The 25,861-nt window shown below is 68.9% G+C and carries 24 protein-coding genes; 2 read left to right on the forward strand and 22 right to left on the reverse strand.

Annotated features, from left to right (window positions below):
• Positions 1-10: 10 nt before the first annotated feature.
• The 18 genes from trpC to mnmG form a co-directional block, all read right to left on the reverse strand.
• The gene (trpC, locus tag CKO41_RS01825; protein WP_200381070.1) at positions 11-814 is read right to left on the reverse strand and encodes an indole-3-glycerol phosphate synthase TrpC; all 804 of its coding nucleotides are present in this window, start codon (positions 812-814) and stop codon (positions 11-13) included.
• A 354-nt stretch (positions 815-1,168) separates the two neighbouring features.
• A complete protein-coding gene (gene trpD / locus CKO41_RS01830) occupies positions 1,169-2,191 on the reverse strand; it encodes an anthranilate phosphoribosyltransferase (RefSeq protein ID WP_200381071.1) in 1,023 nt (340 codons plus the stop codon).
• 47 nt (positions 2,192-2,238) lie between these two features.
• Entirely contained in the window at positions 2,239-2,823 is a 585-nt protein-coding gene (locus tag CKO41_RS01835; protein ID WP_200381072.1) for an anthranilate synthase component II, read from the reverse strand.
• 120 nt (positions 2,824-2,943) lie between these two features.
• A complete protein-coding gene (gene glmS, locus CKO41_RS01840) occupies positions 2,944-4,776 on the reverse strand; it encodes a glutamine--fructose-6-phosphate transaminase (isomerizing) (protein WP_200381073.1) in 1,833 nt (610 codons plus the stop codon).
• 16 nt (positions 4,777-4,792) lie between these two features.
• Positions 4,793-6,163 carry a bifunctional UDP-N-acetylglucosamine diphosphorylase/glucosamine-1-phosphate N-acetyltransferase GlmU gene (gene glmU / locus CKO41_RS01845; protein ID WP_200381074.1) on the reverse strand — a complete coding sequence of 457 codons (1,371 nt, stop codon included), beginning with the start codon at positions 6,161-6,163 and terminating at the stop codon, positions 4,793-4,795.
• Between the two features lie 320 nt (positions 6,164-6,483).
• Entirely contained in the window at positions 6,484-6,909 is a 426-nt protein-coding gene (locus CKO41_RS01850) for a F0F1 ATP synthase subunit epsilon (protein WP_200250356.1), read from the reverse strand.
• An 18-nt stretch (positions 6,910-6,927) separates the two neighbouring features.
• Positions 6,928-8,304 (reverse strand): F0F1 ATP synthase subunit beta, encoded by a 1,377-nt coding sequence (atpD, locus tag CKO41_RS01855; RefSeq protein ID WP_200250355.1) that lies wholly within the window; start codon positions 8,302-8,304, stop codon positions 6,928-6,930.
• Between the two features lie 78 nt (positions 8,305-8,382).
• The gene (gene atpG / locus CKO41_RS01860; protein WP_200250354.1) at positions 8,383-9,246 is read right to left on the reverse strand and encodes a F0F1 ATP synthase subunit gamma; all 864 of its coding nucleotides are present in this window, start codon (positions 9,244-9,246) and stop codon (positions 8,383-8,385) included.
• A gap of 156 nt (positions 9,247-9,402) precedes the next feature.
• Positions 9,403-10,944 (reverse strand): F0F1 ATP synthase subunit alpha, encoded by a 1,542-nt coding sequence (atpA, locus tag CKO41_RS01865; protein WP_200381075.1) that lies wholly within the window; start codon positions 10,942-10,944, stop codon positions 9,403-9,405.
• 13 nt (positions 10,945-10,957) lie between these two features.
• Positions 10,958-11,497: a F0F1 ATP synthase subunit delta gene (locus CKO41_RS01870; protein WP_200252115.1), complete on the reverse strand. Its 540-nt coding sequence runs from the start codon at positions 11,495-11,497 to the stop codon at positions 10,958-10,960.
• 9 nt (positions 11,498-11,506) lie between these two features.
• Positions 11,507-11,977, reverse strand: a complete 471-nt coding sequence (locus CKO41_RS01875; protein WP_200252116.1) for a F0F1 ATP synthase subunit B — start codon at positions 11,975-11,977, stop codon at positions 11,507-11,509.
• 55 nt (positions 11,978-12,032) lie between these two features.
• A complete protein-coding gene (gene atpE / locus CKO41_RS01880; protein WP_015280110.1) occupies positions 12,033-12,266 on the reverse strand; it encodes a F0F1 ATP synthase subunit C in 234 nt (77 codons plus the stop codon).
• A 45-nt stretch (positions 12,267-12,311) separates the two neighbouring features.
• Entirely contained in the window at positions 12,312-13,157 is an 846-nt protein-coding gene (gene atpB / locus CKO41_RS01885) for a F0F1 ATP synthase subunit A (protein ID WP_200381076.1), read from the reverse strand.
• 10 nt (positions 13,158-13,167) lie between these two features.
• Positions 13,168-13,548: an ATP synthase subunit I gene (locus CKO41_RS01890; RefSeq protein ID WP_200252119.1), complete on the reverse strand. Its 381-nt coding sequence runs from the start codon at positions 13,546-13,548 to the stop codon at positions 13,168-13,170.
• Positions 13,549-13,648: 100 nt separating this feature from the next.
• Entirely contained in the window at positions 13,649-14,560 is a 912-nt protein-coding gene (locus CKO41_RS01895) for a ParB/RepB/Spo0J family partition protein (protein ID WP_200381077.1), read from the reverse strand.
• A 59-nt stretch (positions 14,561-14,619) separates the two neighbouring features.
• On the reverse strand, positions 14,620-15,396 hold the full coding sequence (locus CKO41_RS01900; RefSeq protein WP_200252125.1) for a ParA family protein: 777 nt from the start codon (positions 15,394-15,396) through the stop codon (positions 14,620-14,622).
• Between the two features lie 150 nt (positions 15,397-15,546).
• Positions 15,547-16,185, reverse strand: a complete 639-nt coding sequence (rsmG, locus tag CKO41_RS01905; protein ID WP_200252128.1) for a 16S rRNA (guanine(527)-N(7))-methyltransferase RsmG — start codon at positions 16,183-16,185, stop codon at positions 15,547-15,549.
• The gene (mnmG, locus tag CKO41_RS01910; protein ID WP_200381078.1) at positions 16,185-18,059 is read right to left on the reverse strand and encodes a tRNA uridine-5-carboxymethylaminomethyl(34) synthesis enzyme MnmG; all 1,875 of its coding nucleotides are present in this window, start codon (positions 18,057-18,059) and stop codon (positions 16,185-16,187) included. The genes rsmG and mnmG overlap by 1 nt, the downstream gene beginning before the upstream one ends.
• Positions 18,060-18,148: 89 nt before the next feature.
• On the opposite strand from mnmG, the gene CKO41_RS01915 reads away from it, so the two are divergent.
• Entirely contained in the window at positions 18,149-19,108 is a 960-nt protein-coding gene (locus tag CKO41_RS01915; RefSeq protein ID WP_242463873.1) for an AAA family ATPase, read from the forward strand.
• A 15-nt stretch (positions 19,109-19,123) separates the two neighbouring features.
• On the opposite strand, the gene corA is transcribed toward CKO41_RS01915, so the two are convergent.
• Positions 19,124-20,215, reverse strand: a complete 1,092-nt coding sequence (gene corA, locus CKO41_RS01920; RefSeq protein WP_338113755.1) for a magnesium/cobalt transporter CorA — start codon at positions 20,213-20,215, stop codon at positions 19,124-19,126.
• Between the two features lie 221 nt (positions 20,216-20,436).
• The gene (locus tag CKO41_RS01925; protein ID WP_200252136.1) at positions 20,437-21,042 is read right to left on the reverse strand and encodes a GDSL-type esterase/lipase family protein; all 606 of its coding nucleotides are present in this window, start codon (positions 21,040-21,042) and stop codon (positions 20,437-20,439) included.
• Between the two features lie 1,219 nt (positions 21,043-22,261).
• Here CKO41_RS01925 and CKO41_RS01930 point away from each other — a divergent pair.
• Complete coding sequence (locus CKO41_RS01930; protein WP_200252138.1) at positions 22,262-22,819, forward strand: hypothetical protein; 558 nt, start codon at positions 22,262-22,264, stop codon at positions 22,817-22,819.
• A gap of 32 nt (positions 22,820-22,851) precedes the next feature.
• Here the strand turns inward: CKO41_RS01930 and CKO41_RS01935 are convergent, their stop codons facing one another.
• Entirely contained in the window at positions 22,852-24,651 is a 1,800-nt protein-coding gene (locus CKO41_RS01935; protein ID WP_200381079.1) for an SLC13 family permease, read from the reverse strand.
• Entirely contained in the window at positions 24,648-25,856 is a 1,209-nt protein-coding gene (locus CKO41_RS01940) for an efflux RND transporter periplasmic adaptor subunit (protein WP_200381080.1), read from the reverse strand. The genes CKO41_RS01935 and CKO41_RS01940 overlap by 4 nt, the downstream gene beginning before the upstream one ends.
• Positions 25,857-25,861 lie beyond the last annotated feature (5 nt).

The raw sequence follows: 25,861 nt of genomic DNA on the forward strand, positions 1-25,861 counted from the left end.
ACCTCCGCCCTCATCCGGGATAGAAGAGCGCGCGCAGCGCCGCGCCCGGGTCCGGGGCGCGCATGAAGGCCTCGCCGACGAGGAAGGCGTGCACGCCGGCGGCCCGCATCCGCTCGACATCGGCACGGCTGTGGATACCGCTCTCGGTGACGAGCAGACGCTCGCCGGGGATGCGCGGCAACAGCCCGAGGGTCGTCTCCAGCGCCACCTCGAAGGTGCGCAGGTCGCGGTTGTTGACCCCGATCAGCCGCCCCGACACCCGCAGGGCCCGCTCCAGCTCGGCCGCGTCGTGGACCTCGACCAGGACATCGAGCCCGAGTTCGTCGGCCAGGGCGTTGAGGTCGTTCAGTTCGACATCGTCGAGGCAGGCAGCGATCAAGAGGATGCAGTCCGCACCGATCGCGCGCGCCTCGTAGATCTGGTAGGGATCGATGATGAAGTCCTTGCGGATCACCGGCAGCGCACAGGCGCCGCGCGCCTCCTCGAGGGCCGCCTCGCTGCCCTGGAAGAAGTCGCGATCGGTCAGCACCGACAGGCAGGCCGCCCCGCCCTCGGCATAGCTGGCGGCGATCTCGGCCGGGCGGAAGTCCGCGCGCAGGAGGCCCTTGCTCGGGCTCGCCCGTTTGACCTCGGCGATCACGGCCGGCTGGCCATCCGCGACGCGGGCCAAGAGGGCCTCGGCGAAGCCGCGCGGCGGCGAGGCGGCCACCACCGCCCGTGCGACCTCGGCCAGCGGCCGGCGGCCAGCGCGTTCGGCGACCTCCTCGCGTTTGCGGGCGACGATCTTCTTCAGGATATCGGGTGCGGATGACATGGCGGTCAGGGGTCAGAGGGGGTAACCGGAAATTATGAGATCTCTACTCTGGAAACTACGAAATGCACCGAAATATGCGAAAAATGCCGATTGGAGGATCGTTCGCGCTCGATCTTCGGGTGTCGATCGCCATCGAGCAGCAAACCGAGCGATTCGAGAACCCTGCCCCTCGGACAGGCCTTTCACAGTACCAATTTTCGCGCCTTTCGCGTGTTTCGTAGTTTCTCATCGTTCCAAGCTGCCGCCTGCGCATCCAGGGCACCTTCTGGGAAGGCCACGAGCAAAGGTCGAACGCTGGGAGAAATGGGCACCGGCAACGACCGCTTCTGACGTGCCTCTCGGGGTCGGGCGCGATCAACCGAGGGACTGGGTCAGGGAGACCAATCGGTCGAGCCGCTCGCTTGCGGCACCGCTGGCGATCACCTCCACGGCCCGAGCGATCCCGGCGGCCAGCGTCTCGGCCCGACCGGCGGCGTAGATCGCGGCCCCCGCGTTCAACGCGACGATGTCGTGCGCCGGCCCGGGCCGGCCGCCGAGGACGCCGAGCAAGATCTCGCGGCTCTCGTCCGGGCCGTTGACCCGCAGCGCATCGAGCGGGGCGCGCCGCAGGCCGAAGTCCTCGGGACGGATCGCGAAGCGCACGACCTGCCCGCCCTTCAACTCGGCGACGTCGGTCGTCTCGGCGATGCTGATCTCGTCGAGCCCGTCCCGCCCGTGGACGACGAGCACATGGAGGGCGCCGAGCCGTTGCAACACCAGGGCCAGCGGCTCCAGCAGGTCGTCGGCGAAGACGCCGAGGAGCTGATGGGGAACGCGGGCCGGGTTGGTCAGCGGCCCGAGGACGTTGAAGATGGTCCGCACGCCCAGCTCGCGACGCGGCCCGATCGCGTTCTTCATCGCCCCGTGATGGGCCGGTGCGAACATGAAGCCAACGCCGATCTCGCGCACGCAGCGCGCGACCTCGGCCGGGGCGAGATCGAGCCGGATCCCCAGCGCCTCGAGGACATCGGCGCTGCCCGAGCGGCTGGAGACCGACCGGTTGCCGTGCTTGGCGACGTGGCAGCCGGCCGCCGCGGCGACGAACATGCTCGCGGTCGAGACATTGAAGAGCCCGGCCGCATCGCCGCCCGTGCCGACGATGTCGACCGTGTGCTCGAGCCCGGCGAGGTCCACACCGGTCGCGAGGCCGCGCATGACCTCGGCGGCGGCGGCGATCTCGGTCACCGTCTCGCCCTTCATCCGCAGCGCGACCAGGAAGCCGGCGATCTGGGCCGGCGTCGCCCCACCGGTCATGATCGCCTGCATCACCCCCATCATCTCCTCGCCGGTCAGGTCATGGCGGTCGAGGCAGCGAGCGATGGCCTGCTTGATGTCCATAGCGGTACCCGTCGTGTCCGAGCGTCCCAGGCGCAGCGGGGCGCCGGTCAGCGCCCTGCGAGGAAATTGCGCAGCAGGTCGTGGCCATGCTGCGTGAGGATGGATTCGGGGTGGAATTGCACACCTTGAATCGGCAGCTCTCGGTGGCGCACGCCCATGATCTCGTCGAGCGCGCCGTCGTCGTGCTGCGTCCAGGCGATCACCTCCAGGCACGCGGGCAGCGTCGAGCGCTCGATGATCAGCGAATGATAGCGCGTCGCCGAGAACGGATTCGCGAGCCCGGTGAAGACCCCGGCATCGGCGTGGAAGACCGGCGAGGTCTTGCCATGCATCACCTCGCGCGCCCTGACGATCGCGCCGCCGAAGGCCTGGCCGATCGACTGGTGTCCGAGGCAGACGCCGAGCAGCGGGATCCGCCGGGCCGCGGCGGCCTGAATCAGGGCCACCGAGATGCCAGCCTGGCTCGGCGTGCAGGGCCCGGGCGAGATCATGATCTGCGCCGGCTCCAGGGCGAGGGCCTCCGCGAGCGAGAGCTGGTCGTTGCGGTAGACCCGCACGTCGGCGCCCAACTCCCCCAAGTACTGGACCAGGTTGTAGGTGAAGGAGTCGTAATTGTCGATCATCAACAACATCTGGGCATCTCGCGAGTCGCAACGAGGGGCGCCGGGCGGCACCGAGGCCGGCTAGAGGACCTCGGCATTGTGACTCAAACGGCGTCGCGAGCGAAACCTCGCGCACCGCTGGGCCGCCCCCTACTCCACCGTCACGGACTTGGCCAGGTTGCGCGGCTGATCGACGTCGGTGCCCTTGAGCACCGCGACATGATAGGCGAGCAGCTGCAGCGGGACCGTGAAGATCAGCGGGTCGATCAGGTCGTCGGTCTGCGGCAGGCGGATGAGGGTCACGCCCTCGCCCTCCTCCATCGCCACCTGCTGGTCGGCGAAGACGAAGAGCCGTCCGCCGCGGGCGCGGACCTCCTCGAGGTTCGACTTGAGCTTCTCGAGCAGGGCATTGTTCGGGGCCACCGCCACCACCGGCATGTCCTCGTCGATCAGCGCGAGCGGCCCGTGTTTGAGCTCTCCGGCGGGGTAGGCCTCGGCGTGGATGTAGGAGATCTCCTTGAGCTTCAGCGCCCCCTCCATCGCGATCGGATACTGCTCGCCGCGACCGAGGAAGAGGGTGTGGTGGCGCTCGACGAACTGCTCGGCGAGCCGCGCGACCGCCTCGTCGAGGCCGAGCACCTGCTCCAGCTTGGCCGGTAACGCGCGCAGCAGCCCGACGACGCGGGCCTCGCCGGCCTCGTCGAGGGAGTGATAGCGGCCCAAGACCACTGTCAGCAGGAGCAGCGCCGCGAGCTGGGTCGTGAAGGCCTTGGTCGAGGCGACGCCGATCTCCGGCCCGGCCCGGGTCAGGAGCACGAGATCGGACTCGCGCACGAGCGAACTCTCGGGCACGTTGCAGATGGCCAGCGTCGTCGCATAGCCCGCCTGCTTGGCCAGGCGCAACGCGGCGAGCGTGTCGGCCGTCTCGCCGGACTGGGAGATGGTGACGAACAGTGCCCCCTCGGGGACGACGTGACGGCGATAGCGGTACTCGCTCGCGACCTCGACCTGGCAGGGCAGCCCGGCCAGGGCCTCCATCCAGTAGCGGGCGACGAGACCGGCATGGTAGCTGGTCCCGCAGGCGACGATGGTCACGGCGCGGACCCCGGCGAAGATCGCCTCGGCCTGGTTGCCGAAGGCCTCGGGCAGGGCACGGTTCCCGCTCAGGCGGCCCTCCAGCGTATCGGCGATCGCGTGCGGCTGCTCGTAGATCTCCTTGAGCATGTAGTGGCGGTACGCGCCCCGCTCGGCCGCATCGGCCGAGACCGTCGACTCCCGGATCGGGCGCGTTACCGAATTGCCAGCCGCGTCCCAGATACGGACCTCCTCGCGGGTCAGCTCGGCGAGATCGCCCTCTTCCAGGAAGATGAAGCGGTGGGTGACCGGCAACAGCGCGAAGACGTCCGAGGCGATGAAGTGCTCGCCGAAGCCGACGCCGATGACCAGCGGGCTGCCCTGGCGGGCCGCGACCAGGCGATCCGGGTCGCGGGCGTCGATGACGCCGAGGGCATAGGCCCCGACGAGCCGACGGGTCGCGCGGCGCACCGCCTCGGTGAGACCGTGCCCGGCGGCAAGTTCGTCGTGGATCGCGTGGACGACGACCTCGGTGTCGGTCTCGCTCGTGAAGCGGTGACCGGCCGCGGTCTGTTCGCGACGCAGGACCTCGTAGTTCTCGATGATGCCGTTGTGCACCAGGGCGCAGCGCGCGCGGCAGACATGGGGGTGGGCATTGCGGGTCGCGGGCTCGCCATGGGTCGCCCAGCGCGTATGGGCGATGCCGAGGGTCCCGGACAGCGGGTGGGCCTCGACCTCCTCGCGCAGGCGGGCGACCTTGCCGAGGGCGCGCACCCGCTCGATGCCCCCTTGCGCATCGAGCACGGCGATGCCGGCCGAGTCGTACCCGCGGTACTCCAAGCGGCGCAACCCCTCCAGCAGGATAGCCGCGACCGGGCGTTGCGCGATGGCGCCGACGATTCCGCACATGGAACGACCCTCCTTCTCAGTCCTTCGGCTGCTTGCGCGGCCGTACCCAATACTCCATCGTCTTCTGGCGGGCCCGCGCCAGCGTCAACTGCTCGGGCGGGGCGTTCATCGTGATGACGGAGCCGGCGCCGATCGTGGCCCCGGCGCCGACCTCGACCGGCGCGACCAGCGCCGTGTTCGAGCCGATGAAGGCCTCGTCGCCGATCCGCGTGCGGTGCTTGTTCGCGCCGTCGTAGTTGCAGGTGATGGTGCCGGCACCGACATTGACGTCACGGCCGATGTCGGCGTCGCCGATGTAGGTCAGGTGATTGACCTTGCTGCCGACGCCAAGCGTCGCCTGCTTGATCTCGACGAAGTTGCCGACGTGCGTCGCCTCGGCGAGGTCCGCGCCCGGGCGCAGCCGCGCGAACGGCCCGACCCGCGCCCCGGCGCCGACTTGCGCGCCCTCGATGACGCAATTGGCCAGGACCTCGGCGCCGGCGCCGATCGCGCAATCGCGCAACAGGCAGTTCGGGCCGATCGTGACCCCGTCGGCCAGTTCGACCTCACCCTCGATGACGGCATTGACGTCGATCACTACGTCCTGTCCGGCCCGCAACCGACCACGGATGTCCAAGCGGGCCGGATCCGCCAACGTGACGCCGGCGCGCATCAGGGCCTCGGCGAGGCGGCGCTGGTAGAGGCGTTCGAGCGCGGCGAGTTGGACACGGTCATTGACCCCGACGACCTCCTCCGGGTCCGCCGGGCTCGCCGTCGCCACGGTCACACCGTCGGCGACGGCGAGGCCGATCGCGTCGGTCAGATAATACTCGCCTTGCGCGTTGCCCCGGTCGATCCGACTCAACCAATCGGCGAGCCGCGTCCGCTCGGCAATCAGGATCCCGGTGTTGATCTCATCGATGCCCCGCTCGGCCACGTCGGCGTCCTTGTGCTCCACGATCCGCTGCACGCGCCCGCCAGCGTCGCGCACGATGCGGCCGTAGCCGTCCGGGTCGGGAAGACGCGTCGTCAGCAGTCCGAGTTCGGTGTCGGCCGCGACCGCGATCAGCCGCTCCAGGGTCCGCGGCTCGATCAGCGGCACGTCGCCGTAGAGCACCAGGATCCGGTCGCAGTCGGCGAGCGCCGGCAGCGCCTGCTGGACTGCGTGACCCGTGCCCAGTCGCTCGGCCTGCTCCACCCAGGCGCAGTCGTAGCCCGCGAGCGCCGCACGGACCTGCTCCCCACCATGGCCATAGACGACGCAGGTCCGGGCGGCACCGATCGCCTGCGCGGCCTCCAGGCAGTGGGCGAGCAGCGGCCGCCCGGCCAGCGGATGGAGGACCTTCGGCCGGGTCGAGCGCATCCGCGTCCCCTGCCCCGCCGCCAGCACCGCCACGCCAAGTCTCATCGTATCGCCCCTCTCGCAAGCACCGATGCCGGGTTAGGCTTCGCTCACCCGACGCCTCTACGCCTCGACCGACCGTGTCGGGTTACGCGGCGCTGACCCGACGCCTCGACCACCGATCGAGGCACCGTCGGTCGCGAAGGGTCCGCACAGCGGACCGCATCCCAATCCTCGTCGAAAGCGCACTGCTCGAGCCACCTCGATTCGCCGATCGCCCGGAACCCCGGTCACATGCCATGCCGTGCAACGCCGGTCGACGTCGAGCAGAAACGCGAGGCCCCGCACGGGGCGGGGCCTCTGGTCGTAGCGCATGGGCCGGCCGATCACTTGCCCTTCATCTTGCGCAACTTCTCGATCGCCCGCAACTGCGCGACGGCCTCGGCGAGCTCGGCCTGGGCCTTCGCGTACTCCAGCTCGGCGGACCGCCCGGCCAGCGCGTCCTCGGCGCGACGCTTGGCTTCCAGCGCCGCGGCCTCATCGAGGTCGCGGGCCCGCAAGGCCGTGTCGGCGAGCACGGTCACGACGTCGGGCTGGACCTCCAGCATACCGCCGGAGACGTAGAAGTGCTCCATCTCGCCGCCGTCGTGCTCGACGCGGACATCGCCCGCCTTGAGCCGGGTGATCAGCGGCGTGTGCCGAGGCGCGATGCCGAGCTCGCCCATCTCGCCGGGGGCGTAGACCATGGTCGCGAGCCCGGAATGGATCGCCCCCTCGGCACTCACGATGTCTACATGAATCGTCATCGCCATAGCCTGCTCCTGATGCGGTTACATCTTCGCCGCTTTTTCCACCGCCTCTGCGACCGAGCCCACCATGTAGAAGGCCTGCTCCGGCAGGTGGTCGTATTCGCCGGCGACGATCGCCTTGAAGTCCGCGATCGTGTCCTTCAGCGACACGTACTTGCCCGGCGCGCCGGTGAAGACCTCGGCGACGAAGAAGGGCTGCGACAGGAAGCGCTGGATCTTGCGCGCCCGTGCGACGACCAGCTTGTCGTCCTCGGAGAGTTCGTCCATGCCGAGGATCGCGATGATGTCCTTCAGCTCCTTGTAGCGCTGCAGGGTGCCCTGCACGGCACGCGCCGTATCGTAGTGCTCCTGACCGACGACGTTCGGGTCGAGGATCCGACTCGTCGAGTCGAGCGGGTCCACGGCCGGGTAGATGCCGAGCTCGGCGATCTGCCGCGACAGCACCAGCGTCGCATCCAGGTGCGCGAAGGTCGTTGCCGGCGACGGGTCCGTCAGGTCGTCGGCGGGCACGTAGACGGCCTGGAAGGATGTGATCGAGCCGGTCCGGGTCGAGGTGATGCGCTCCTGGAGGCGCCCCATCTCCTCGGCCAGCGTCGGCTGGTAACCTACCGCCGAGGGCATGCGCCCGAGCAGCGCCGAGACCTCGGTACCGGCCAGCGTGTAGCGGTAGATGTTGTCGATGAACATCAGCACGTCGCGCCCTTCCTCGCGGAAGTACTCGGCCATCGTCAGACCTGTCAGGGCGACACGCAGACGGTTGCCCGGGGGCTCGTTCATCTGGCCGTAGACCAGGGCGACCTTGTCGAGGACGCCGCCCTCGGTCATCTCGTGGTAGAAGTCGTTGCCCTCGCGGGTACGCTCGCCGACACCGGCGAAGACCGAATAGCCAGAGTGCTCGACGGCGATGTTGCGGATCAGCTCCATCAGGGTGACGGTCTTGCCGACGCCGGCACCGCCGAACAGGCCGACCTTGCCACCCTTGGCGATCGGCATGATCAGATCGATGACCTTGATACCCGTCTCGAGCACTTCGGTCGAGGCCGCCTGATCCTCGAGCTTGGGGGCCTCGCGGTGGATCGACCAGCGTTCGGCGCTCGGCACCTCGCCCTTCTCGTCGATCGGATCGCCCAGGACGTCCATGATGCGCCCCAGGGTCGCGGTGCCGACCGGCACCGAGATCGGCGCACCCGTATTGGCGACGCTCAGACCGCGCCGTAGGCCGTCGGTGGAACCCATCGCGATGGTCCGGGCCACGCCGTCGCCGAGCTGCTGCTGGACTTCCAGCGTGAGGCCCGTCTCGTCGACCCTCAGCGCATCGTAAACCTTGGGCATCGCGTCGCGGGGGAACTGCACATCCACCACGGCGCCGATAATCTCCACCACGTTACCGGAACTCATAGCTTTTCCTCATATTGCCTTGCGGCAGTTGGATGCCTCAAAAACTCGAATCGGACCAAGGCCTGGCCGCCCCCCGATCTAGACCGCCGCGGCGCCGCCGACGATCTCGGAGATCTCTTGGGTGATGGCCGCCTGGCGTGCCTTGTTGTAGACGAGCTGGAGCTCGTCGATCAGGTTGCCGGCGTTGTCGGAGGCGGACTTCATCGCCACCATCCGTGCCGCCTGTTCGCAGGCCCCGTTCTCGACCACGGCCTGATAGACCAGCGATTCGATGTAGCGGGTCAACAAGGCATCGAGCACCACCCGGGCATCGGGCTCGTAGATATAATCCCAGTGATGCGTGCGCCCCTGTTCCGACTCGGCATTGATCGGCACCAGCTGCTCGATGCTCGGGCGCTGCGTCATCGTGTTGACGAATGTGTTGCAGGCAATGTGGATCGCGTCGATCTCGCCGGCCACATAGGCATCGAGCATCACCTTGACGGTCCCGATCAGATCCTCGATGTGCGGCTTGTCGCCGAGATGCGTCACCTGCCCCATGACGTTGCCGCCGAAGCGGCGGAAGAAGCCGAGCGCCTTGTTGCCGATGGTGCAGAAGACGACCTCGACCCCGGCCTCGCGCTGCGCCTTCACCTCGGCGAGTAGTCGCCGAAACAGGTTCGAGTTCAGGCCGCCGCAGAGGCCCCGATCCGAGGACACGACGATGTAGCCGACGCGCTTGCGCTGACGGCCGATATCCATGTAGGCGTGGCGGTACTCGGGGGAGGCATGGTACAGATGATGGATGACCTGGAGCATCTTCTCGGCGTAGGGGCGAGAGGAGGCCATGCGGTCCTGAGCCTTGCGCATCTTGGACGCGGCCACCATCTGCATCGCCTTGGTGATCTTCTGCGTGCTCTTGATGCTGCTGATCTTGGTTCGAATCTCTTTGGCGCCTGCCATAGTCTCTATGCTCCGAGCTGGCGGCGACGGGGCCCGCCGGGCCTGTCTGCCCGGGCGGGGGCCGCCACCGGCCGCGTAGGTGTCGTCGCGCCACGCGGCAGCGCCGCCGGCGGCGTCAGGGCCGCCGCCGGTCCGGCCGCCGCCGGCGAACCGCGCCTACCAGGTGTTGGTCGCCTTGAAGTCCTTCAGGGCCGCGTGCAGCCCTTGCTGGATCTCCTCGTTGTAGTCGCCGGTCGAGTCGATCCGCTCCAGCAACGCCGCCTGGCTGCCCTTCATGTAGCCCTGCAAGGCGTTCTCGAAGTCCACCACCTTGGCCACATCGACGTCGTCGAGATAGCCCTCGTTGACCGCGAACAGGCTGACCGCCATCTGGCCGACGCTCATCGGCGAGTACTGGCGCTGCTTCATCAGCTCGGTGACCCGCTGCCCGCGCTGGAGCTGCTTGCGGGTCGCCTCGTCGAGGTCGGAGGCGAACTGCGAGAAGGCCGCCAGCTCGCGGTACTGGGCGAGCGCGAGCCGCACGCCGCCACCGAGCTTCTTGATGATCTTGGTCTGGGCCGCACCACCGACACGAGACACCGAGAGGCCCGCGTTGATCGCCGGGCGGATACCGGCGTTGAACAGGTCGCTCTCGAGGAAGATCTGACCGTCGGTGATCGAGATGACGTTCGTCGGCACGAAGGCCGAGACGTCGCCGGCCTGGGTCTCGATGATCGGCAAGGCCGTCAGCGAGCCGGTCCGGCCCTTGACCTCGCCGTTCGTCGCCTTCTCGACGTAGTCGGCGGTGACGCGCGCAGCGCGCTCGAGGAGACGCGAGTGGAGGTAGAAGACGTCGCCCGGATACGCCTCGCGGCCCGGCGGACGGCGCAGCAGCAGCGACACCTGACGGTAGGCCCACGCCTGCTTGGTCAGGTCGTCGTAGATGATCAGGGCGTCCTCGCCGCGGTCACGGAAGTACTCGCCCATCGCACAGCCGGCGTAAGGAGCGATGTACTGCATCGCAGCCGAGTCGGCGGCCGGCGCGGCGACGATGATCGTGTGCTCCATCGCCCCGTGCTCCTCGAGCTTGCGGACCAGGCCCGCGATCGAGGAGTTCTTCTGGCCGATGGCGACGTAGATGCACTTAACGCCGGTGCCCTTCTGGTTGATGATGGTGTCGATCGCCACCGCGGTCTTGCCGGTCTGACGGTCGCCGATGATGAGCTCGCGCTGGCCGCGGCCGATCGGCACCATCGCGTCGATCGCCTTGAGACCGGTCTGCACCGGCTGATCGACCGACTTGCGGGTGATTACACCCGGGGCGACCTTCTCGATCGGCGAGGTCGCCCCGGCGTTGATCGGCCCCTTGCCGTCCATCGGCGCGCCGAGCGGACTGACGACGCGCCCGAGCAGCGCCTCGCCGACTGGCACCTCGAGCACGCGCCCCGTGCAGCGGACCCAGTCACCCTCGGACAGGTGCGTGTAGCTGCCGAGGACGACGGCGCCGACCGAGTCGCGCTCCAGGTTGAGGGCCAGCGCGAAGGTATTGCCCGGCAGCTCGAGCATCTCCATCGACAGGGCGTCGGAGAGCCCGTGGGCGCGGATGATGCCGTCGGTGACGCTGACGATGGTGCCTTCGGTACGGGCCTCCGTCTTCAGCTCGAACTGCTCGATCTTTTGCTTGATGAGATCGCTGATCTCAGAGGGATTGAGTTGCATGGCGGTTTCCCGTTCAGAATTGCAATTGGGTAGCCAGGCGCTGCAGCTTGCCGCGCACGCTGTCGTCGATGACCAGATCGCCGGCGTGGATCTCCACGCCCCCGAGCAGACCCGGATCCTCCTCGACGGTCAGCTCGATCTCGGCGCCCAAATGGGTCCGCAGCACCTCGATCAGCCGCGTCTCCTCGGCCGCTTCGAGCGGATAGGCGCTACGCACCGTTACCTGACGCAGGCCCCGCTGCTTCACCCGGAGATCATCGAACAACCGTGCGATCTCGCTGATCGCCTCGAGCCGGGCATTCTCGGCCAGCAGCCCGACCAGATTCCGCGCCTGCGGGGGGAGGTCCGGGCCGCAGATGTCGAGGATCAGGTCGCGCAGCCGCTCGCGCGGGGCAGTCGGGTTGGCGATCTGGCGGGCCATATCCGGGTCGTCGGCGATCGTCGCGAGCAGGCTCAGGGCCGCGGACCAGGATTCGACCGAATCGGTCTCGCGAGCCAGCTTATAGACCGCCTCGGCATAAGGCCGCGCGATGGTGGTGATGTCTCCGGCCATGGCGTCGCCTTACAGTTTCTGTGAGAAGGAATCGATGAGGGCCTTGTGGGCCGCCGGATCGATCTCTTTCTGCAAGATCCTCTCGGCGGCGGCGACGGCCAGTTGGCCGACCCGCTCGCGCAGATCCTCGCGGGCGCGATTGACCTCCTGATCGATCTCCGCCTTGGCGGCAGCAACCAGACGGTCGCCCTCGACCCGCGCCTCCTGCTTGGCCTGATCGACGATCTCGGCGGCGCGGCGCTGGGCCTGATTGACGATCTCGGCACCCTGGGCCTTGGCCTCCTTCATCAGGGTCAGGGCCCGCTGCTCGCCCAATTCGCGCTCGCGCTGGCCACGCTCGGCGGCGGCCAGGCCCTCGGCGATCTTGTCCTTGCGCTGCTGCAGGGCCGTGACGATCGGCGGCCATACATAGGTCATACAGAACCAGACGAATAGCCCGAAGGCGATCATCTGGGCGATGAGAGTCAAATTGATATTCATCCGTTTTCCTCGTTGGGGACGAGAACCGTCGATCCGGCCGAGGGCCGGACCGTCGTCAGACAGCGAACATCAAGTAGAGACCCATCGCGATCGAGATGACCGGCAGGGCGTCGGTCAGGCCCATCACGATGAAGAATTGGGTACGCAGCATCGGGATCAGCTCGGGCTGGCGCGCCGCGCCCTCGAGGAAGCGCCCGCCGAGGACGCCGATACCGACCGCCGCGCCCAGGGCGCCCAGGCCCAGCATCAGACCAGCCGCGATGAACTGAATAGCTTGTGCGAGTTCCATGAGTACTCCCGTGTTAGCAGATGAGCCGAAGAAAGTGGAACGAGATCAGTGGTGCTCTTGGTGCGCCATGTCGAGATAGACGATGGTCAGCACCATGAAGATGAAGGCCTGCAGCGTGATGATCAGGATATGGAAGATGGCCCAGGCGATCTGCAGGAGACCACCGGTCAAGGCGAGCACGACACCGCCGCTGTACATCACCGCGATCAAGATGAAGATCATCTCGCCGGCGTAGAGGTTGCCGAACAGTCGCAGCGCCAGCGAGACGGGCTTCGAGATCAGATTGATGCCCTCGAGCAGCAGGTTCGCTGGCATGCCCAACTTGCCGAAGGGCTGCAGCGTCAACTCGCCGAGAAAACCTCCGACGCCCTTCATCTTGACGCTGTAGTAGAGGACCAGGAAGAAGACCATCAGCGCCATGCCGAAGGTCGCATTGGGATCGGTCGTCGGCACCACCTTGAGGTGATGAACGCCGACCAGACCGGCGAGCCAGGGCAATAGGTCGATGGGCACCAAGTCCATCAGGTTCATCAAGAAGACCCAGACGAAGATGGTCAGGGCCAACGGAGCGACGAGCGGATTGCGACCGCTGAAGGAGCCGCGGACATTTTCGTCGACGAAGTCGATGATCGCCTCGACGAAGTTCTGCGCCGCCCCCGGGACACCGCTGGTGGCGCCCTCTGCGACCTTGCGAAAGAACCACAGAAAGAGCACGCCGAGCCCAATCGAAAACAACAGGGTATCCACATGGATCGCCCAGAAGCCCATCGCCGCCGCCTCGTCGGCATTGTGGGCGAAGCCGAGACCATGTTCCGGATGCAGCCCTAACGTGAGATTGGTCAGATGGTGCCGGATGTACTCTTGCGAGGTCAGGATTTCGGAAGAAGCCATCGTTGAGATCTCATTTGTTAGCTCGGGCGTCCGTTTGGGCCGCCAGCACGGTCGGCAGGACCTGCACGACGAAATACGCGCCGAGCAGCGCCGGGAGGCTGAGCCCTGCGACGGTGACGAACGCCAACGTGAAGAGCGCCAGGATCAAGGCGATCTTGGCGATCTCGGCACCGTAGAAGCGCATCAAAAGCCTCCCAGGCTCTTGTGCGCGATAGCCGCGAAAGACCCAGAAGACGAACACTGCATTCGCTAGGAGACAGACGCCGGCCCCAATGAGGACCGACAGCGCGACGGATAGACCGAAGATCAGCCCGACCAATACGACCGCCAGGGCCACGAAGAACTGGAGCTTCAGGACCCTTTTGGCCTGGAGCGCATCAGGCTGCCGCATTGGTTCTACAAGTGGCAAAAGCCCCTCTCCTTGCCGAGCGCGGATTATATGGGTTTGCGGATAAGAGGGTCAACGAAGCCGAGGGACTTTTTCGCGCCCATCAACGGATGTGGGCAAGGATCCCGTCGAGTTCATCGAGACTGTTGTAGGCGATCACGACCTTGCCGCGGCCCTTGCTCCCGCCGAGGATCTGGACCTGGGCGCCGAGCCGGTCGGTCAGGTCGTCCTGGAGACGTCGGATGTCGGGGTCGCTCGGACGACCCGCCGGCGACGGCTCGGGGGGGGCGCTGCCACCCTCGCCGGCCAACTGGACGCGCCGCACCAGGCGCTCGGTCTCCCGCACCGACAGGCCGCGATCGACGACAGCGCGCGCCACGCGGCTCTGCTCGTCCCCGCGCAGGCCGAGCAACGCCCGGGCGTGGCCCATCTCCAGCCGCCCGGCGGCGAGATGGGCCTTGACGTCATCGTTGAGATCCAACAGCCGCAGCAGGTTCGTCACCGAGGTGCGGGACTTGCCAAGCGCCTCGGCGACCTGCTGGTGGGTCAGCCCGAACTCCCCGAGCAGGCGCTGCAGGGCCTCGGCCTCCTCGAGCGGCGTCAGGTCGTCGCGCTGGATGTTCTCGATCAGCCCGATCGCGACCGCCGCCTGCTCGTCGACGTCGCGCACGACGACCGGGATCTCCCCGAGCCCGGCCTGCTGAGCGGCCCGCCAGCGCCGCTCGCCGGCGATGATCTCGTAACGCCCGGCCTCGATCGGCCGCACGACGATCGGTTGCAGGACCCCCTGGGCAGCGATCGAGTCGGCGAGCTCGCGCAGGCTGTCCGGGTCGAACGCCCGCCGCGGCTGGTAGCGCCCGCGCTGGATCAGGTCGACGGGCAGCCGCGCGACCGCCTCGACCGACCGCTCGGACACCACCTCGGTGCGCGCCAGCGCCACCCCCGCCTGCGCGCCCTGCGCGCCCGCGAGCAAGGCGTCGAGCCCCCTTCCAAGTCCACGTTTCTTCAATGACATTCGCTTGGTCGTTTCCAGGTTCGATTCATTCTTCGCGGCGCGGGCGAGCCCCACGGCGCTCAGGCCGCCGCCGGGCGGCGCAGGACTTCGCCGGCGAGCGCCAGGTAGGCGATGGCACCGCGCGAGCTCTTGTCGTAGAGCAACACCGGCAGGCCGTGACTCGGCGCCTCGGCGAGGCGCACGTTGCGCGGGATGATGGTGCGGTACACCTGCTCGGCGAAGTGACTGATGAGTTGGGTCGAGACCTCGTTCGCCAGGTTGTTGCGCGGGTCGTGCATCGTGCGCAGGATCCCCTCGATGCGCAGCCCCGGGTTGCGACTCTCGCGTACCTGCTCGATGGTGCCGAGCAGCGCCGAGAGCCCCTCGAGCGCATAGTACTCGCACTGGATCGGGATCAGCACGCCGTGCGCGGCGACCAGGGCATTGACCGTCAGCATGTTGAGCGAGGGCGGACAGTCGACGAGGATCAGGTCGTAGTCGTCGCGCACGGCGCCGAGGACATGGCTCAAGCGCCGCTCGCGGTGCGGCGAGTCGAGGAGGCCGACCTCGGCGGCGGTCATGTCGCCATTGGCCGGGAGCAGGTCGAAGCCCGGCTCCGGCTCGGCGACGCGGCAGCGGCAGTACTCGGCCGGCACATCGCCAAGCAACAGGTCGCAGGTCGAGTGGGCCAACCCGTATTTGTCGACGCCGCAGCCCATGGTCGCATTGCCCTGCGGGTCCATGTCGACGAGCAGCACGCGCTGGCGCATCGACGCCAGCGACGCGGCGAGATTCACCGCGGTGGTGGTCTTGCCGACGCCACCCTTCTGGTTGGCGATGGCGATGATTCGGACCATGGACTGCACCCTTGTGAGACGCCGGTCACCGACGGCCGCGGACCGAGGCCGACGGGGCGCCCGGGCTCGCAGCGGCGGCACCGCCATTGGCCGTCGCTCGCGCCACGGCACGGGGCGCGCGAGGCGGCATCTTGCGCGCGTCGGCGCCCATCAACGAAAGCGGATCTCGATCAGGTGCCGATCGCCCTCGAGGAAGGGCACCGCCAGGCGATGGACGATCGGCTCGTCGTTCGCCAAGGCCGGATCGGCCAGCTCGGCGAGCGGCTCACGCCCCTTCAGGGCCAACAGGCACCCCGGGCGCCGCGCCAGATCGGCCGCCGCGGCGCGCAGCTCGGCGAGTGAGCCGACCGCGCGCGCGACAATGGTAGCGAATTTTTCCGGTGCCCGGTATGCACCGGCCCGGGCCTGGACGGGCGTCACGTTGGCCAGCCCGAGCGCGAGGACCGCCTGGCGCACGAAGCGGACCTTCTTGCCGTTGCTGTCCAAGAGCGTGAAGCGCCGCTGCGGCTGAAGGATCGCGAGCGGGATGCCGGGCAGGCCGGCCCCGGTACCGAGATCGAGGACCGACTCCCCATCGAGGAAAGGCGCGACCGCCAGGCTGTCGAGCAGGTGGCGCGCGACCATCTCCAGCGGATCGCGCACCGCGGTCAGGTTGAAGGCCCGATTCCAGCGCGCGAGGAGCTGGAGATAGTCGATCGATGCCCGACGCTGGGCCTCGTCGACGTCGAGACCCATCGACTCCAGGCCGGCATCGAGGCGCGCGCGCAGGCGGGCGGTCTCGCCATCCATCAGCCGGCGCGCCGCTTCAGATGGATCAGGAGCAGCGAGACCGCGGCCGGCGTCATGCCTGGGATCCGCGAGGCCTGCCCGAGCGTCGCCGGGCGCAACCGCACGAGCTTCTCGCGCACCTCGGTGGAGAGACCGCGGACCTCTGCGTAGTCGAGCCCCTCGGGCAAGACCTGCTCCTCCTGGGCGCGCTGGCGCTCGATCTCATCGCGTTGGCGCTCGATGTAGCCGGCGTACTTGCACTGGATCGCGACCTGCTCGGCGACGCTCGGGTCGGCCACGGGCGGACCGAGACCCGGCAGCGCGACGAGCTCGGCGTAGCCCACCTGAGGGCGGGCGAGCAGGTCGAGGGCGCGGGTCTCGCGGCGCAGCGCATCGCCGAGGACGGCCTGCTCGGCCGCGGGCGGCAGCATACCGGGGCGCACCCAGACGTCGCGCAACCGCTCGCGCTCGCGCGCGATCGCCTCGCGCTTGGTCTCGAAGGCCCGCCACTGGCCCTCGCCGACGAGCCCGAGGCGCCGGCCGATCTCGGTCAGGCGCAGATCGGCATTGTCCTCGCGCAGCAACAGGCGATACTCGGCACGGCTCGTGAACATCCGGTAGGGCTCGTTGGTGCCGCGCGTGATCAGGTCATCGACGAGGACGCCGAGATAGGCCTCGTCGCGCCGCGGCCACCAAGGCTCTAGCCCCCGGGCCTGACGCGCCGCGTTGAGGCCGGCGAGGAGCCCCTGGGCGGCCGCCTCCTCGTAACCGGTGGTGCCGTTGATCTGCCCGGCGAAGAAGAGCCCGGCGACGAAGCGGGTCTCCAGCGAGGCCGCGAGGTCGCGCGGGTCGAAGAAGTCGTACTCGATCGCATAGCCGGGCCGGGTGATATGGGCTGCCTCGAAGCCCGCGATCGACCGCACGAGCTGGTACTGGACGTCGAACGGCAGGCTCGTCGAGATCCCGTTCGGGTAGACCTCGGTCGTCTGAAGCCCCTCGGGCTCGACGAAGATCTGGTGCGAGCCCTTGTCGGCGAAGCGCACCACCTTGTCCTCGATCGACGGGCAGTAGCGCGGCCCGACCCCGCCGATGACGCCGGTGAAGAGCGGCGAACGGGACAGGCCGCCCTGGATGATCTCGTGGGTGCGGGCATTGGTGTGGGCGATGTGGCAGCAGACCTGCCGCGGGTGATCCTCGGGCCGCCCGAGAAACGAGAAGACGGGCACCGGCTCATCGCCCGGCTGCGCCTCCAGGCGCGCGTAGTCGATCGTGCGCCCGTCGATGCGCGGCGGGGTCCCGGTCTTCAGCCGCTCGACGCGGAACGGCCCCTCGCGCAGCCGGCGGGCCAGCGCGTTGGCGGGTGGATCGCCGAAGCGCCCGCCTTCATAATTGGCCAGGCCGATGTGGATGCGCCCGCCGAGGAAGGTCCCGACGGTCAGCACCAGGGTACTGCCACGGAACAGGAGCCCCATCTGGGTCATGACGCCCGTGACGCGCCCGCCCTCGATCAGGAGATCGTCGACCGCCTGCTGGAAGAGGTCCAGGCCCTCCTGGCGCTCGAGCGTCGTGCGCACGGCGGCACGGTACAGGACCCGATCGGCCTGGGCGCGGGTCGCCCGCACGGCCGGCCCCTTGCGCGCGTTGAGGACCCGGAACTGAATGCCGGCACGATCGGCGGCCCGCGCCATCAGGCCGCCGAGGGCGTCGATCTCCTTGACCAGATGACCCTTGCCGATGCCGCCGATGGCCGGATTGCAGCTCATCTGGCCGAGCGTCTCGATGTTGTGGGTCAGAAGCAGCGTGCGCGCGCCACAGCGCGCCGCCGCCAGCGCCGCCTCGGTGCCCGCGTGACCGCCACCGACGACGATGACGTCATAGTGCCCTTCTGCCTGCATGGAGTGACCCGAATGCGATCGAGAACCCGCGATTTTAGCGCAAACGCACCGCCCGCGGGCCGACTTGGGATACCACGGGGGCGGAATCCATGACCGGCGCGGCCCAACGATCCAGTCGCCTGCGCGACGATCAGGCCACGCAACTGGCCGGCGTCCTCGATGCCGCCGGGGGCATCATCCTCGGCAAGACCCGCGAGCTGCGCCTGGCCCTCGCCTGCCTGCTCGCCCGAGGCCACCTGTTGATCGAGGACGTGCCCGGGGTCGGCAAGACGACGCTCGCGCGCCTGCTCGCGCGACTCCTCGGGCTGCGCGACGCGCGGATCCAGTTCACGAGCGACATGCTGCCGGCCGACATCGTCGGCGTCTCGATCTACGACCGCGGCGAGGAGCGCTTCCGTTTCCATCCCGGGCCGGTCTTCGCCCAGGTCGTCCTGGCCGACGAGATCAACCGGGCGACGCCGAAGGCCCAGAGCGCCCTGCTCGAGGCGATGGAGGAGCGCCAGGTCACGGTCGAGGGCGAGACCCGACCGCTGCCGCAACCCTTCTTCGTCATCGCCACCCAGAACCCGGCCTATCAGGTCGGCACCTTTCCGCTGCCCGAGTCGCAGCTCGACCGCTTCCTGATGCGCATCGCCCTCGGTTATCCGCCGCCGGCCCAGGAGAAGGAGCTCCTCGCCGGCGAGGACCGCCGGGCGCTCGTCGCCCGCCAGGCGCCGCTCCTCGCGGTCGCCGACCTGCTGGCCCTGCAGGAGGCGGTCGAGCGCGTCCACGCGGCCGCGCCGATCATCGACTACTGCCACGAGATCCTCCAGTTCACGCGCCGCAGCGGTCACTTCGCGCACGGCTTGTCGCCGCGCGCCGGCCTCGGCCTGCTGCGCAGCGCCCGGGCCTGGGCGCTGCTCGACGCGCGCGACTTCGTCCTCCCGGAAGACGTCCAGGCCGTCCTCGCCCCCTGCGTCGCGCACCGCCTCGGCGACGGCAATGGCCTCGGCCGGACCGACCACCAGGCGATCGCCGACCTGATCCTCGACGGCGTACCCGTCCCCTGACGGCTGCCCGCTGGCCTACAACCAGCCCCCACGCCGGAAGCGCCACAACATCAACCCGGCGATACCGAGGCAGCCCCCCCAGAAGATCGGATAGGAGTAGCGCCAGCCGTTCTCCGGGATCGGCATATTCATGCCGTAGACGCCGGCGAGGAAGGTCAGCGGGATGAAGATGGTCCCGATCACGGTCAGCACCTTCATGATCTCGTTGGTCCGGTTCGAGATCACCGAGACCTGTGTCTCGGCCACCGCCGAGGCGATCTCGCGGTAGGTCTCGATCAGGTCGATGGCCTGGACGCACTGGTCGTAGAGGTCGCGGAAATAGGTCTGGGTGGTCTCGGAGAGGCACTCGTGGCGCTCGCGCTGGAGCTCCCCGACGAGTTCGCGCATCGGCCAGGCGACCCGCCGGATCGCGACCAGGTCGCGCTTGATCCGGTGGATCGCCGGCAGGCCCTGGGGGTCGGGGCGCGTGAGGACCTCCTCCTCGACGACCTCCAGCCGCCCGGAGACCTCGTCGAGGACCGGAAACAGCCGGTCGACGATGGCATCGAGCAGGGCGTAGAGGAGAAAACTCGCGTCGTTGCCGCGCAGCCGCGAGCGCGGCGCCTGGAGGCGGTGGCGCACCCCGTCGATCGCCGGGTTCGCGACCTGCTCGAAGCTCAACAGCGTGTTGCGCCCGAGGAAGAGGTTCAGCTGCTCGGCGTGCAGGGTGCCCTCCCGCGGCCGCACCCGGCCGGCGACGACGAACAACCGCCCCGGCAACTCATCGACGCCAGGGAAGTCGTCGAGCTTGGGCCGATGGGCGCCATCGAGCATGTCCTCGATCGCCAGCGGGTGCAGCTGGTACTTCTCGGCCAGCGCGCGGATGACGCCCCGATCCTGGAGTCCCTCGACATGGATCCAGCGCACCCGCGACCAGGGGGGCCGATGCACGGCGACGAAGGCCGCGATGTCGGCGACCTCCTGGACCTCGATGCGCTCCGGGCAATAGTCGGTGCAGACCACGCGGGCCGCGGCCGCCCCGGGCTCGTGGGTCAGCTCATGGTACTCGATCCCGGCCGGCGTCCCGGGCGGTCGGCGACGCAGGCGCGGGACCGCCGGCAGGCGCACCCGCCGAGGACGCCCGTCTCGGCCGTGCTCATCCGCCCTGAGCGGCTGCCCAGCCAGACTATCAGGCGGCTTCGCCTGGCCATCCACCCGCGCGGATGGACCCGTCGTCGTTTCGGAAGACCCGCTCATGGGCAATCAAAGGCTCATCTTGCGTTCTTGGACACTGATTCGGATTGGCGCCGATCTCGTCGATCGGGCCCCCACGCGTCGTGCGGGCCTCCCTACAAGGCCCCATGGTCGACGAGGAGCCGGTGCAGGACCTCGGCGAGACGGCGATAGCCTGCCGCGTTCGGATGGACCTGATCGGCCTTGAGCGCCGGATCGGCCAGGATATCGGCCAGCGCACCTCCCTCGAGCGGCACATCGAGCTCGTCGGCCAGTTCCCGATACAGCGGATGGACGGAGAGAAAGATGCCAGGCCGCGGGACGCCGAGCAGGACCACGGCGACGCCCCCGTCGCGCGCGAGTCGAATCATCTCGCGCAGGTTGGCCTGCGTGCGAGTCGGGTCACGGCGGCGCAGCAGGTCGTTGCCGCCATGCCCGAGGATCACCAGATCCGGCGCCACCGCATCGAGCACCGCCGGCAGCCGCGCCAGCGCCGCATCGCTCTCCTCGCCGGGCACCCCGGCATTGACCACGGCCCGCCCGCTCAGCTCCGCGAGCACCTCCGGATAGCCGCCACCGCGCCTGGCGCCCGTCCCTCGCGTCAGGCTGTCGCCGAAGGCCAGGATCACCGCGTCGCCGGATAGGGCCGGCAACGGCTGGGGCCGGTCGCAGGCGAGCAGCATCGACGACAGGCACAACACCAGCAGACACCGGATCATCATGGACGGACCGCCGACCCACGGAGCCCTAGCGCGAGCCAGACCTGGCGCAATCCTTCCATCAGAGACAGCGTGGAACCAAGAGAGCACGGCCGGACGGGGGTCAGGGTGTGCCCTGGAGGGCGGCGCGCCCCTTACCAAAGTAGGTCAGCCGCGCCAGAGCGAAAACTCGAATACTACTCCTAGAAATCGCCCTCGAGCACTTCGCGATCGCCTCGAATCGCGGCAATCGCGGAGACTCTTCCCAAGAGCCGGGATCACCCTCCCGGGTGATCGCCGCCCCGGCCGCCTCCCGAGGGCACCTTGAGGCTCTCAACCTAGCAACGGCAGCTGACCGCTTCATCATGGAATCTAGTCGTTGAAATCGCGAAGAGGCTTTGCATGAGTCCTGCTCACCCGCGCGGTGAAGACCGCTCCGGCGCCCGATGCACGTCGCGCGCGGCACACTTCGGGCACCGTCCAACTGCCCCTTCTCGGTTCAAGGTGCCCTCGAGCGATCCATCGCTTCCCCCGTGCGGGAGGCCATCGACAGACCTCTACCGTGCAACAGCTCGTTTCATCGTTCGGGGTGCCGCCGCACCTGCATCCTCGTTAGGCTGAACGCATCGCTCGCAGCGACCCCGGTTCCGGGAACTCGCCGAGTCCTGCCAACTCGATCACAGTGCCGCGATCCGAGACCCTGCCCGCCGCGTGGAATTCCGTTGGCCAACACGCGAGTCAGCGTATAATCGACGCCGTCGTGCTGATGATTATCGGTCTCATCGATGGGCCAGAGATCCCTCCCCGAGGACCTCGAAGCACCGCCGCCCCGGCGTTTCTTCGAGGCGCCATCCCGTCGCACCGACCGTTCGCAGCCGAATCCGGGCACACCTGTCCCGCTCTCATCGCTCAACCGCGTTCCCGTGGAGCCTTGGCCGCGATGGCACCGCGAACTCCCTCCGAACGCCCTTACAAGAACAGGCGGCAAACGCTCCGGCGCCGAATCGCGAGGTCGAATGAGACCCTACCATCGACGGCGTCGGCGCGGAACCCGCAGCAGAGGGCAAGTCGTTCCGACACCGGCCCGGCTTGCACGTCGATCCGCAGCGGCACGATATACCCGCCGGCGGCCCCCTGCTCTGGAGGAATGGATACCGGTCGCATCGGCTCACGACGGCCGATGCGTTGGTGATTCCTTAACTTGACATCTGGCTTTCTTATGGCGCACTCATCGTCGCAAGGCGTGAAAAGATTCTTCACTCGTTGGCTGTCGGGCTCGTCTCGAAGTCAAGCCCACTACAGCTACACCCAGCACCTCAAGAGGACATACGGCGACCTCGGCGCCTATTCGGACATCCAGACCCTGGCGGCGCAACGCACGCCGCATCCGACCCGCCACGAGATCCGCTGCCACCCCGACCTCCCCTTCGGCTGCTCGCTCGGCGCCCTGATCAAGCGATTCGGCACGCCGCAGCATCGCGTCCCGAGGCCCAACGACCTGACCGACGCAATCGCCGCCTACCGCCAGCAATGGTCGGGCCACAAGGTCAAGAGCGAGTTCCATTTTTCCGCGGACGGGCTCTTCTATTTCAATCAGTCCTTCCCCTACCTCTCGCATGGCGAGCGCGAGACCGTCGCCCGGTACTTCATCGGCAACTACTGCGGCGAGGAACAGGTCGATCTGGATGAGGAGAAGCTCGCCGACGACAAGGGGCACGAGATCATCTTCACACGAGACGTGGTCTTCTCGATCCACTACCTCGACCGGCAGAGCCCCGCCCTCGCGGGCGAATCGGGCTGATCTGAACCCCCGAGTACGGGCGTCGACGGCTATCAGCCGGGCCAGAACGGCCAGACCCGCGGCACGACGAGGACCGTCACCAGGCCGACGACCAGGGTCAGGGGCACGCCGATGCGCACGAAGTCGCCGAAACGGTAGCCGCCGACATTGAAGACCATCAGGTTGGTCTGGTAGCCGATCGGCGTGGCGAAGCTCGCCGAGGCGGCGATCATCAGGGTCACCACGAAGGGCTCGATCGCGCACCCGATCGTCTGCGCCGCGTCGACGGCGATCGGAAAGACCAAGACCGCCGCGACATTGTTGGTCGCCGCCGCGGTCAGCAGCGCGGTCGCGACGAAGATCAGGGCCAGCGTGACCTTCGGGTCGCCGCCCGCCAGGTCGATCAGGCCGCCGGCAAGGACACTGGCCGCGCCGGTCTTCTCGAGCGCCGCGCCGATGCCGAACGAGGTCGCGATGACGACCAGCACCTGCCAATCGGGCGAGCGCCGAGCGGTGCGACTGGTGGTGCAGCGGGTCAGGATCATCGCGCCGGCGGCCAGCAGCGCCGCCTCCAGCATGCTCAGCCAGCCGAGCGCGACGACCGCGACCATCGCGCCGACGATGGCGATCGCGAGCGGTGCGCGCTCGTGCTGGAGTGGGTGCGAATCGCCGATCTGGCTCACCAGCAGGAAGTCGCGCGCGTTGCGCTGCTGCTCGACGAAGTCCGGACGGGTCTCCAGCAGCAGGGTGTCCCCCGGGACGAGGACGATGTCGCCGATCTTGCGCGCGACCCGCTCGCCGTTGCGCGCGAGCGCGATGATCACGGCATCGTAGCGGTTGCGAAAGCGCCCGGCGCGCACGCTGCGGCCGATCAGCGGCGATTTGTCCGAGAGGACCGCCTCGACGAAGCAGCGCCCCGGTCGCGGCACGTCGAGCTTGAAGACCTGGTTGGTCGCCGGGATCAGGCCGCGGGTGCGCTGCAGGTCCATGACCGAATCGAGGATCCCGGCGAAGACCAGCCGGTCGCCGGCCTGGAGGATCTCCTGGGAGGAGACCGCCGGCAGGATCTGCGCACCGCGCTCGACCTCGATCAGGAAGAGCCCCGGCAGCTGGCGCAGCCCGGCGTCCTCGATGCTCTTGCCGACCAGCGGGCTGCCGGCCTCCACCAGCATCTCGGCGGTATACTGGCGCACGTCCTCGTAGCGCGCCGCGGCCGGCACCCGGCGCGGCAGCAGCCAGTGCCCGGCGCTCAGCAGGAAGACGATCACCGCCACCGTCACCGGCAGGCCGATCCAGATCGGCTCGAACAGACCGAACCCGCCCTCCCCACCGAGGTGGTCCGTATAGAGGCCGTTGACGACCAGGTTCGTGCTGGTGCCGATCAGGGTGCAGGTGCCGCCGGCGATGCTCGCGAACGAGAGCGGGATCAGCAGCCGCGAGAGCTCCAGGCGGTGGCGCTTGGCCCAGTCCTGGACGGCCGGGATGAAGATCGCGACGAGCGGCGTGTTGTTGAGGAAGGCGCTGAGGCCCGCCGCCGGCAGCATCAGGCGCAGCCGCGCGTCGCCCGGTCCGCGCGGACGCCCGAGCAACCGCGGACCGATCCAACCGACGGCCCCCGTCTCGGTGAGCCCGGTGACCACGACGTAGAGGACCCCGACCGTCAGCATGCCGGGATTCGAGAAGCCCGCGAGGGCCTCGGTCGGGGTCAGGATGCCGAGCACGATCAACAGCGTCAGGACCCCCGAGGTGACGACGTCCGGCGCCGCCCGGCTGAAGGCGAAGAGCCCGAAGCACAGGAGCACGAGGCCGACGCTGACCCAGCCCTCCCAGCCGAGTTGCCAAAGCGCACTCATCGCGGCACGCCCCCTTCGACGACGACCCGCAGCCCATCGCGCAGCCGATCGCCCGGATGGACGACGACCCGTTCGCCTGCCTGAAGCCCGGCCTGGATCTCGGCGGCGAGGCCGGCCTGCCGGCCCACGGTCACGACGCGCTCGCGCACCCGTCCGCCCGCGACGACGAAGACCGCCCAGCCCTCGCCGGCGCGGTACAGGGCGCCCGTCGGGACCTGGAGCACGTCGGCCCCCTCCCAGAGCACGAAGCTGGCCTCGACCCGGTAGCCGTCGCCGAGCGTGCGCCAGGCCTCGCGCGGGGTCAGGACCTCGACCCGCACGGTCACCCGCTGCTCCTCGACGCCGAGCGCCGAGACGGCCTCGTAGCCGGCGGGCTCGACGCGCCGCACTCGGCCCTCCAGCGCCGCCCCGCCGCCCCAGCGGGTCAGGACGACCCGCATCCCCGGGCGCACCCGGACCGCATCCATCGACAGCAGGTCCACCACCACCTCCAGCTCGCCCAGGTCGCCGAGCTCGAGCACGGCCGTACCGGCCGCGACCGGGCCCTCGGACTGGCGGTGGCGACGGGTCACGACGCCGGGGGCCGGCGCGCGCACCGCGAGGACCGGGGCATCCGCCGGGGCCCGCGCACCGGCGGCGGCCTCGCCGATCCAGCGCAGGGCCGCCAGCTCGAACCGCGCGACCTCGACCAGATGCTCGGCGGCCTGCAAGGCCGCCTCGGCGGCCTCGCGCTCGGCGCGGCGACGATCGCGCTCCTCGGAGGAGATCAGGGCACGCCGATGCAGCGGTTCGCTGCGCGCCTCCTCGAGGCGCGCCAGCTCGAGCTCGGTGCGCCGCGCCTGGAGTTGGGCCTCGGTGGCCGCGACCCGGGCACGCGCCCCCGCCAGGTCCTCGTCGAGCTGACCGCGCGAGCGCACGTCCAGGGCCGGAACCGGCAAGGGCTCCAGCTCGAAGAGCACCTCGCCGGCCGCGACCGCATCCCCGGGCTCCAGCGCCACGCGCCGCAGGTAGCCGTCGATCGGCGCCGCGACGCTATAGGGAGCGCGCAGCTCGGTGCGGCCCTCGTCCTCGACGGACTCGATGAACGGGCCGCGCGCAACCTCGGCGACGCTGACCGGCACCGGACTCGGCCGCAGCAGGGACAGCAGGGCCGCGCCGGCGGCGAGGCCGACGAGCACGGCGACGAGGCGGGTCGAGCGCGACATGGCCG

Origin of the sequence: Thiococcus pfennigii, from assembly GCF_016583835.1 — a bacterium.
GTDB classification, from domain to species: Bacteria; Pseudomonadota; Gammaproteobacteria; order Chromatiales; family Chromatiaceae; genus Thiococcus; species Thiococcus pfennigii.